Source organism: Sphingobium scionense (assembly GCF_014197035.1).
Lineage (GTDB): Bacteria > Pseudomonadota > Alphaproteobacteria > Sphingomonadales > Sphingomonadaceae > Sphingobium > Sphingobium scionense.
The window spans coordinates 1-8,132 of record NZ_JACIEU010000067.1 but is presented as its reverse complement, the minus strand read 5'-3'; the positions used below and the strand labels follow the sequence as shown (position 1 = coordinate 8,132).

The 8,132-nt window shown below is 59.9% G+C and carries 6 protein-coding genes and 1 tRNA gene; 1 reads left to right on the top strand and 6 read right to left on the bottom strand.

The features are described 5' to 3' along the window. Positions 1-22 precede the first annotated feature (22 nt). From GGQ90_RS28465 to GGQ90_RS28445, 5 genes are all read right to left on the bottom strand, one after another. A complete protein-coding gene (locus GGQ90_RS28465; protein WP_188084612.1) occupies positions 23-2,179 on the bottom strand; it encodes an NACHT domain-containing protein in 2,157 nt (718 codons plus the stop codon). A 298-nt stretch (positions 2,180-2,477) separates the two neighbouring features. Next, positions 2,478-3,479 carry an FUSC family protein gene (locus tag GGQ90_RS28460; RefSeq protein WP_188084611.1) on the bottom strand — a complete coding sequence of 334 codons (1,002 nt, stop codon included), beginning with the start codon at positions 3,477-3,479 and terminating at the stop codon, positions 2,478-2,480. Between the two features lie 420 nt (positions 3,480-3,899). After that, the gene (locus GGQ90_RS28455) at positions 3,900-4,952 is read right to left on the bottom strand and encodes a HEPN domain-containing protein (RefSeq protein ID WP_188084610.1); all 1,053 of its coding nucleotides are present in this window, start codon (positions 4,950-4,952) and stop codon (positions 3,900-3,902) included. A gap of 554 nt (positions 4,953-5,506) precedes the next feature. After that, positions 5,507-5,887: an XRE family transcriptional regulator gene (locus GGQ90_RS28450; protein ID WP_159365816.1), complete on the bottom strand. Its 381-nt coding sequence runs from the start codon at positions 5,885-5,887 to the stop codon at positions 5,507-5,509. Further along, positions 5,884-6,252 (bottom strand): type II toxin-antitoxin system RelE/ParE family toxin, encoded by a 369-nt coding sequence (locus GGQ90_RS28445; RefSeq protein ID WP_159365815.1) that lies wholly within the window; start codon positions 6,250-6,252, stop codon positions 5,884-5,886. The genes GGQ90_RS28450 and GGQ90_RS28445 overlap by 4 nt, the downstream gene beginning before the upstream one ends. 135 nt (positions 6,253-6,387) lie before the next feature. Here GGQ90_RS28445 and GGQ90_RS28440 point away from each other — a divergent pair, with 135 nt between their 5' ends. Further along, a complete protein-coding gene (locus GGQ90_RS28440; RefSeq protein ID WP_159367923.1) occupies positions 6,388-8,082 on the top strand; it encodes a recombinase family protein in 1,695 nt (564 codons plus the stop codon). Here GGQ90_RS28440 and GGQ90_RS28435 read toward each other — a convergent pair. After that, positions 8,039-8,115, bottom strand: a tRNA-Met gene (locus tag GGQ90_RS28435). The genes GGQ90_RS28440 and GGQ90_RS28435 overlap by 44 nt on opposite strands. Positions 8,116-8,132: the final 17 nt, after the last annotated feature.

The following is an 8,132-nucleotide window of genomic DNA, read 5'->3' as shown; positions in this document are numbered from 1 at the left end:
CGACATTCATATCTGGGCGGCATCAGCCCGCTCGCCTTCGAAGCCAAGGTGGCATAATGAGAGAGGTGACCGGCACAAATCCGTTACAAGTCCACGATGCCGCCACGCGGTCATATGCGCGGAAATAGTCGGCAGGAACTTCGAGCCCTTTGGCGAGTGTAACCGCGATCCGAGCCAGTCGCGTCCCATCCGGCGCGCCGACGTCCTGTGAGCGCTCGAACAGACCGATCACGAGATCAGCCGAAGGCGCGCTGCCTGTGAGAGCGGCCCATGTCCAGCCCGGGACCCAGTCTCGTTCTGCCGGATTAGAACTGTCGATCACTGCGTCGAAGAGGCGACGCTGCCGGTCGGCCGACACCGCGATCCACCGGTTGATGGCGGCCGCAGACTTCTCCTCGAGCTGTTCCCAGCTGTCGTCTCTGACATTGAGAGTCCAGCGCCAGACACGTTCGGCGTCGGTGCCATCATCGGCATTTATGACGGCGGCCAGAGCTGCATCCAGAATTCGCGTCACTTCGAGGCTCTGCCGCCTGGCATTTTCTTCTGGGAGCCATATCCGCACGGGTTCGTCGAATAGCCCGGCTGTTGGTTCTGTAATCAGGCGCTTACGAAGCGGTTGCAGCCGCATTATCCTGCTATCGCATTCACTAACAGCGAAATCACGGAGAAGCTCTTTGATCTGCGCCACTGAAATCGAAACCTCTTGATCCGAGATCAGCCTGGCGCGGATCGTCTCACGAATGACCGAAGGTAGTTCGTGAGACATCGCATCGAGAATTTCCAGCCTGCTCGCGGCTCGATCCGCGCTCTGTTTGAGCCAGATGTCGAGAGCGCGGGTCCGTTGCCACTCCGGGCGTTCCGCATCGAGAGTGATTTCACGAAGTTTACTGCTGACGTCCGCGAGCCGGGGACCATGCTCGAGGACACTGAGAACCAGGGCAAGCTTATGTGTTTCGGCAGCCGTATCCAGAACGGTGAGGAACGAGGCGGCCATGTCTGGTTGCGCCAGTCCACCCAATGCTGTGGATTCGGTCAGCGTGACGGCTCCCAGGAAGTATGGATCATTTCTGTCGATCCCCTGCAACAGCGCTTCGCGTGTCGCTTGGTCGAATATCGATGCATCGCCGTAGGCGAGTGCTCCGATCGGATCATTATCGACGACTTCTCTTGCGAGAGTTGCATGTCCACCGACCGCGAGGTGCGCGGCTAGCCATGCATGGACGCCGCGCAATTCGGATAGCACGGCGCCGTTCGGCCCGGAAAGAAGATTGATGGCACGACTTAGCGGAATAGCGGCTCGATCCCGGTCCCCGCACACGGCATCGGCCAAAGCCCGACTGGCGAGGAATTCGGCCACGGTTCGATGCATGTGCTCGAATCTTTCACCCTCGCCACCTGTGAACATCGGGGTGTCGAGCGTGTCGTCTATGAGATCAGAGCCCAGGTCCGTGCTGTTCGCGGGTACTAACTCGCCATCGGCACCTGACGGCGTTGGCGCGTTCGACCTCCATATGCCACGCGCACCTGTGGCAAGCATCAGCAGCGAAAGGCGATCCGCTGCTTTCAGGATCTCTTGGGATGACGCTCGTGCGCCACGCTGAAACAACGCATTTTGCTCGAAAGAATATTGTCCGGTGGCCTGCTCGAAGAGGTTGTACCGCGATGTAGGCCATTGACCTTCACCCGCGACGACTGCCCGCAGCAGCTTGATGGAGAGCGGGCTTTCAAGCAGACCGCCTGCACCGACCTGTCGCGCCTTTGCCACGAAGGCCTCCGGATCGGTTTCGCCGAGGGATGCCAGCACTTGAAGGGCCTCCTCCTCTAACAGCGGGAGGAGTTGTGCAACCAGCAGTGTCGCAGATCCACTCGCCAGTTGCAGTGCGCTGACGTCCGCGTCTTTCCGCCAGTCTTCGGCGCGACAGCTGAGCCGCCATCGTGATGGCTTCAGTTCGCGTAGCAACTTGGCGACATGGTAAATCTTGTCACGCTCTCCTCCGTCGGCTCGATACTCGTCGAGACCATCCAAATAGAGCGGTGCGCCCTCGGCCCCGGCGAAGCCATGGACCGCCGCACGGACGGGAACGACGCCCACGCCATCATGGGCGGCCTCTGCTTCGAAGACGGTTGACTTGCCGATACCCGGTTCGCCAAGCAGCACGTAACCGACGTGGTCCCGCACTTGACTGATCCTCGTGATCTCGTCGCTTTTGGTGTTTTCGCCCAGTATCCTAATGCGTCGATCTATCATCAACCCAGCTTAACCGCTGGGCTGTGAACAGTGAAGCAGTTGATGCCTGGATCTCTGCGCAAACAACATATTGCAAGCAGGCACCCTACATGAAAGCGCCACTGGCGATGGCAATTATCTCGAGCCAAACAGCCGCTGCGATGCTGACCGGTCATTTTCCGGCTCGGAGCACAAGCATCAGTAGCGCTCTTCCAGAATGGATGGAGATCGGATGGATTTGCTGACATGCTCATTCGTTGTCATCGGCGTTCCGTTGGTCCGGCAATCGGCGTGGTGCGATCATTGCTCCGGCTAGGGCGACACCGCCGCCGATCAGCGTTGCAAACAATCGGTCGGTTTCCGCGCCTTTTATCTCTCCGCCCGCCAGCGCGATCATCAGCATGACGCTGGTGGTGATGGCTGCGCTCAGAACGGTGTAGCGCGCCTTCTGTAACCCGAACGCGCAGCCAGCGGATAGCACGGTCACTCCCGCTAGCGGAAGCGGTCCCGAAGGCAGCAGATGCAGAACTACCGTCGCAAGAAGAATGCCGGCGATTGTACCGCCAACGCGCTCGATGCCACGAAAACCGGTATCACGTAGCCCCGGCTTGAGAACGACCATGGCGGTCAGGGCAGCCCAGTAGCCATGCTGAATACCCGCCATATCCGCGGCGACCTTTGCGATGGTGATACACAGCGCCGCTCGCAGTGCGTGGAGCAGCATTTCCTGTCGGGTCGCCCGATCGCTGCGCGCTGCCGGAATTTCTTTTCCCTCGCCGATCACTCCGATCATCAATCCGACCGCTGCGATCTGGATCGCAGACCCACCCGCCACCAGCAATGCCCGGCGCAGACCATCGAGCACGTTTCCGGGGAAGTGCAGCGCCAGCAGAAAGGCGATGATGATCTGGAGCCAGACCCACCACAAATCGATGTCGCGGCTGATCAACGCACCGCAAAGGCCTCCCATCAGGGCTGTCGCCGCCAGTGCCACATATGGATCGTTGCCAAGGATCGTGCCGATAAAGGCGACAAGTGTCATGCCGATTCCAGCCAGCGTCATCGCGGCCCATCGATTATGAAACACTCGCTTGGTCGCCCCGAAGCCGACCGAGAACGCCGCCCCCGCTGCGATGGAGGCCGGCATCGCAGTGCTGGCGCTGACACCGCCCACAAGCAACAGGGCGAACCCTGGCATCGCCAACAAAGCACCATGCGTGTTGAATCGAAATATATCCCTGAAGTGAGGCATCAATCGGTGGCGTCCTCCTGCAGGACACTCCTATCGTGATGATCTCGCGCTTGCCACATGGCATGCGGACGAGAGCGGCGTGCGACATGCCACGAAGCTGTCAGCAGGCTTCTCCCCTCGAGCATTCCTTCCTGCACTCAGAATTTCAGGATCTTGCTGTGCCTTTCATCGCGGTGAGGCGCGCGCGCCGTCCATGCTGAGACGTTTCCTCTTATGAACGCTTCCTCAACCGGTATCGGGGGGCAACCCTTCATAGCCTGTCACCGACCCTACGGACCGGATCAACGCGCGTACCGTTCCCACAACCTCGTCAGGCGGCACCGCCGCCCCTACAACCCGCGCCTGCTCCGGGGTTCTGCCCTGGCTGTGTTAGCGAGAGAGCGGGCCAATCAACCGCATCAGATCGGGCGAGGGCTCGGGCTACCCGTTCCCCAAGGCGTCCAACAAGGCATGCTCGAGATCGAGGCCGACTTGCCGGCGGATCAAGTGGTCGTGGTAGCCTGCCTTCAAAAGGATCGCCTTGAGCCCAAACTCGGTAGCATAGGCGGCATGGCGAACGAGCACATCAAGCCCATATTTCGGCAGGGTCTCCTCCGCTGTCTCCAGGAAATACAGGGCGTGACGGTAATGAGACACCGACAGAATCCGGTCGAAGTCCTGGGGACGGTGATAGAGGTTGAGGTTGAGGTTGAGGTTGAGGTTGAGGTTGTGGGATGGGTGATTGCGCGCTTCGGGACGAAGCGAATGGGGCAGGGCATCGTCCCCGATGCACCCGAGCAATTTCCCAAAGGCCTGAGCGAGGTGCATCTCTTCTTTAGCCGAATTGCGTGTGCACTTCGCCAGCCCCGTGACCGTGCCCAGTCCATGGCGCCGGTACCAGGCGAAGGCAGAATGCTGCGGTTCGGGCAGCCTCATGGCAGCAGCCGTAATCCTGTCAAAACGCGCCTGCGCGTTTGGCTCCCGCGGTCCATCCATTGCGCGGTCGTAGAGAACGATGCCCGTGTCATAGCGATCCGTCAGGAAGTGGTTGTCTTCAACGCGGAACCGTTTGGGCTCATCGATGGTGAAGATGGACAACGTGATCGTCGCCAGGTGATCCACTTCCGCTTTAATGATATGTCGGGTCTCATCCAGATGGCGTGCCCTTCTATTATTGAACTCGGGATCGACGAATGCCCAGAGTTCGAATTTGGAGAGTTCACGTTGGTGCTTGTCGATCTTTTGCGGATCGGCGTTGTCGCCCACGAGCATGAGCCAATAGAGGGAGCCGTACCCGAACGCACGTTCCTGCCCATCATCGAGACAGGCACATAATATCCGCGTCGTACGCTCGATGGCTATCCGGCCGTGGGGATATAGATGCGTAACGCGCGGCGGAACGCGCTGTCGCAGCTTTTCGAATTCATCGACGGTGATGTGATCACCCGTACGGCCCAATAGGGAAGGTGCATCGTCTCCACGGCTTTCGTGCATGGGAACCTCCATCCCGCATCCATGGCGGATGAGGCGGAAGTACCGAGGCGGATGCGGTGACGATCCCGAACTCCTGCGCGCTGGGCGCGGGAGCCGCCGGGACTGCTAACACGCAAATGACATGCGCCGCCGTCTTTCACCCGAAGGTTTGGACATACACGGCGGCATCCCGGAAAACAGAGTTCTCCGAGTTTCCTTCGACATTTGCGGGATTAGCAGTCCCGGCCCTGCCCTTTTTCGCAGCGCCGGTGATTTATAGCAGCCACCATTCGTGAAGCAAAGGCGGCTGGAGTGGCAGCACTCCTCGCCAGCGACAACGATTGATCCGGACTGGCGCGCGTCGTCGTCCGGTTCACGATCGTCAGCAGGCTGAGTGGCGGCAGGATGCGGGCTTCAGGCTGGCCCTGCCCTCGCATCTCACTGTCTTCTCGTGGCTCGGTTGCGTCACCATGCCAACGTAAAATCATCCGCGCGCGACGGGACGCCAATCGCTCGCCCCCCATCAAATCCATCAAGCGCTTGGGTGCTCTTTCATGGCGTGAGCGGCAGCGCGTTCAGTGTCCGGTGATCGCTTCGGTTCTCTTGCCGCGTCCGCGCCGTGCCTTCGGCCACTCGCCATCCGCAAGATCGGAATAGTTGGTGAGCGTCACCGACGGGCGATCAGGAAACTCTGCGACGAGCTTCAGATTACCGCCCATCGCGGCCACATAGCTTTTGAGCGTGGACAACAGGAGATCGGTCCGTCGTTCAAGGCGTGAAACATTCTCCTGCTCCATACCCAGCATCTCTGCCATCCGCTCCTGGGTCAGCTTTCTTGCCTGTCGCAGATCGCGCAGGGTCATCTCTTCCGCGATCAGTTCAGCAGCGCGCGCGTCAATGGCCTCGCGCTGCGCGGGCGTGAAGGTAGCGCGAAAGTCATCAAGGGTCTTCGTCATGCTCGGCCTCCTTTCCGATCGGCCAGGATAGTCAAATGGTCATCGAAGCGATCATCAGCCGTAGCGATCAGCGTTTTGTAGAAACGCTTTTCGTTGACGCCCGACTTGTCGCCCGCGACGAGGAGGATGGCTGTTCGCTCCGGATCGAATGCGAATGCGAGCCACCAGACGCCATCAGCCGCCTTGAATCGAAGCTCCTTCATGTTAGCGTGCTTCGAGCCGTTGAGCGTATCGCAATGCGGGCGCTTCAGACTGGGGCCGAATTCCGCGAGCAAGGCAGCAAGTGCCGCGATTTCGGCTCGCACCTCATCGGCAAACTCAGCCGCTTCAGCGAAGAACCTGTCTTCAAACTCGACGCTCCACATCACACCTTCGGTACACCTTCGCGCATAATGCTGTCAAGTGCATATGTATTTGATAGCATATCCAGCATGAGATGGTCAGGAGAGGCGTTTGGTGTCCGCGCTTGATCATGTTAATTTCTTCGCGAGGAGAACGAAATGACCCGCGTTGCCCTGTATGCCCGCTATTCCGACGACAAGCAGAGTGCTGCCTCGATCGACGACCAGTTCCTGATATGTCGAGAGCAGGCGAAACGTGAAGGCTGGCACGTTATAGGCAGCTACAAGGATGCGGCGATCTCGGGTGCCAGCGTTATCCTGCGGCCCGGCATTCAGGCCTTGGTTCAAGATGCGCAGATGGGCCGGTTCGATGTTCTGCTCGCCGAAGCACTGGACCGCGTGTCCCGCGATCAGGCCGACGTTGCAACGCTCTACAAGCACCTGCAATTCGCTGGCGTGAAGATCGTCACCTTGGCTGAGGGCGAAGTGTCCGAGCTACATGTCGGCCTTAAGGGCACCATGAATGCCCTGTTCCTCAAGGACCTTGCGAAGAAGACCCATCGTGGCCTGCGCGGACGCGTCGAGAAAGGCAAATCTGGTGGTGGCCTGTGCTACGGCTATGACGTTGTTCGCCGCTTCTCCAGCGAAGGCGAGGCGGTCCATGGCGAACGCAGCATCAATGCCGTCGAAGCCGAGGTGGTGCGTCAGGTCTTTCGGCAGTTCGCCAACGGACTTAGCCCTCAGGCGATTGCGCGACGCTTGAATGAAGCGGGCATACCCGCTCCGACCGGCACACTTTGGACGTCGACCACGATCCGGGGCCACGCAAAGCGTGGAACCGGTCTGCTGAACAATGAGCTCTATATCGGAAAGCTGGTCTGGAACCGGCTTCGCTATCTCAAGAATCCGCAGACCGGCAAGCGCGTGTCACGGATCAATCCGCAATCGGAATGGATCGTCACCGATGTCCCCGATCTACGGATCGTCGATGAGGAACTGTGGCAGGCAGCCAAGGCAAGACAGGAAGATATAGCGGTCCAGTATGCCGGCGTGATCGAAGCGACGCGCGCGGCACACAATAAGCTGAACCGCACCCGTCGCCCCAGGAGCCTGCTCTCAGGCCTCGTTTACTGCGGATGCTGCGGCGGGTCTTATACCCTTCGCGGGCAGGGGCGGTTTGCGTGTTCGAACCATATCGACACGAGAAGCTGTTCGAATGGTCATAGCATTTCTCGTGAAAAACTGGAGGCGCGGGTTCTCGACGGTCTCCGCGATCGGATGATGAGTCCCGAAGTTGCCGCCAAGGCCATTCGGACCTGCGTAGAGGAAACCAATCGCCTGAACCGCGAGCGCCGGGCAACCGACACGGCAGATCGCGCTGAACTCGACAAGGTCCTGAAAGCGATCAAGGGCGTTCTGGAGATAGTGGAAGAAGGCAAGGGAACACGCACCCTCGTCGACCGCCTTCTCGATCTGGAAGCGCAGGAGGACGCCATTCGCGCGCGTCTCGCTGCCGCGCCGGCTGATGTTCCGGATATCCATCCCAACATCGCCGAGATCTATCGCAGCAAGGTCGAGCGGCTCGCAGACGCGCTGGTCTATCCTGAAGAGCGTGAGGAAGCAGCCGACGCCCTGCGCGGGCTCATCGAACGCGTCGTCCTGACACCGGGCGCCAGGCGCGGCGAAGTCAACGCCATGCTGCATGGCGAGTTCGGTACCATCCTGGATTGGCTTGAGCGGCAGCAATCCGCCAAAAACGACACCACCCCCGGCGCTGGTGCACCAGGGGTGTCCGGTGTGTCGGTATCGGTGGTTGCGGGAGTAGGATTTGAACCTACGACCTTCAGGTTATGAGCCTGACGAGCTACCGGGCTGCTCCATCCCGCGACACTGGGCGATTATGT

Bases quoted from the DNA above. Each gene is read 5' to 3' on its own strand.
- GGQ90_RS28445 (WP_159365815.1), bottom strand. From the start codon at position 6,252: ATGTGGAGCGTCGAGTTTGAAGACAGGTTCTTCGCTGAAGCGGCTGAG.
- GGQ90_RS28450 (WP_159365816.1), bottom strand. From the start codon at position 5,887: ATGACGAAGACCCTTGATGACTTTCGCGCTACCTTCACGCCCGCGCAG.
- GGQ90_RS28440 (WP_159367923.1), top strand. From the start codon at position 6,388: ATGACCCGCGTTGCCCTGTATGCCCGCTATTCCGACGACAAGCAGAGT.
- GGQ90_RS28455 (WP_188084610.1), bottom strand. From the start codon at position 4,952: ATGCACGAAAGCCGTGGAGACGATGCACCTTCCCTATTGGGCCGTACG.
- GGQ90_RS28460 (WP_188084611.1), bottom strand. From the start codon at position 3,479: ATGCCTCACTTCAGGGATATATTTCGATTCAACACGCATGGTGCTTTG.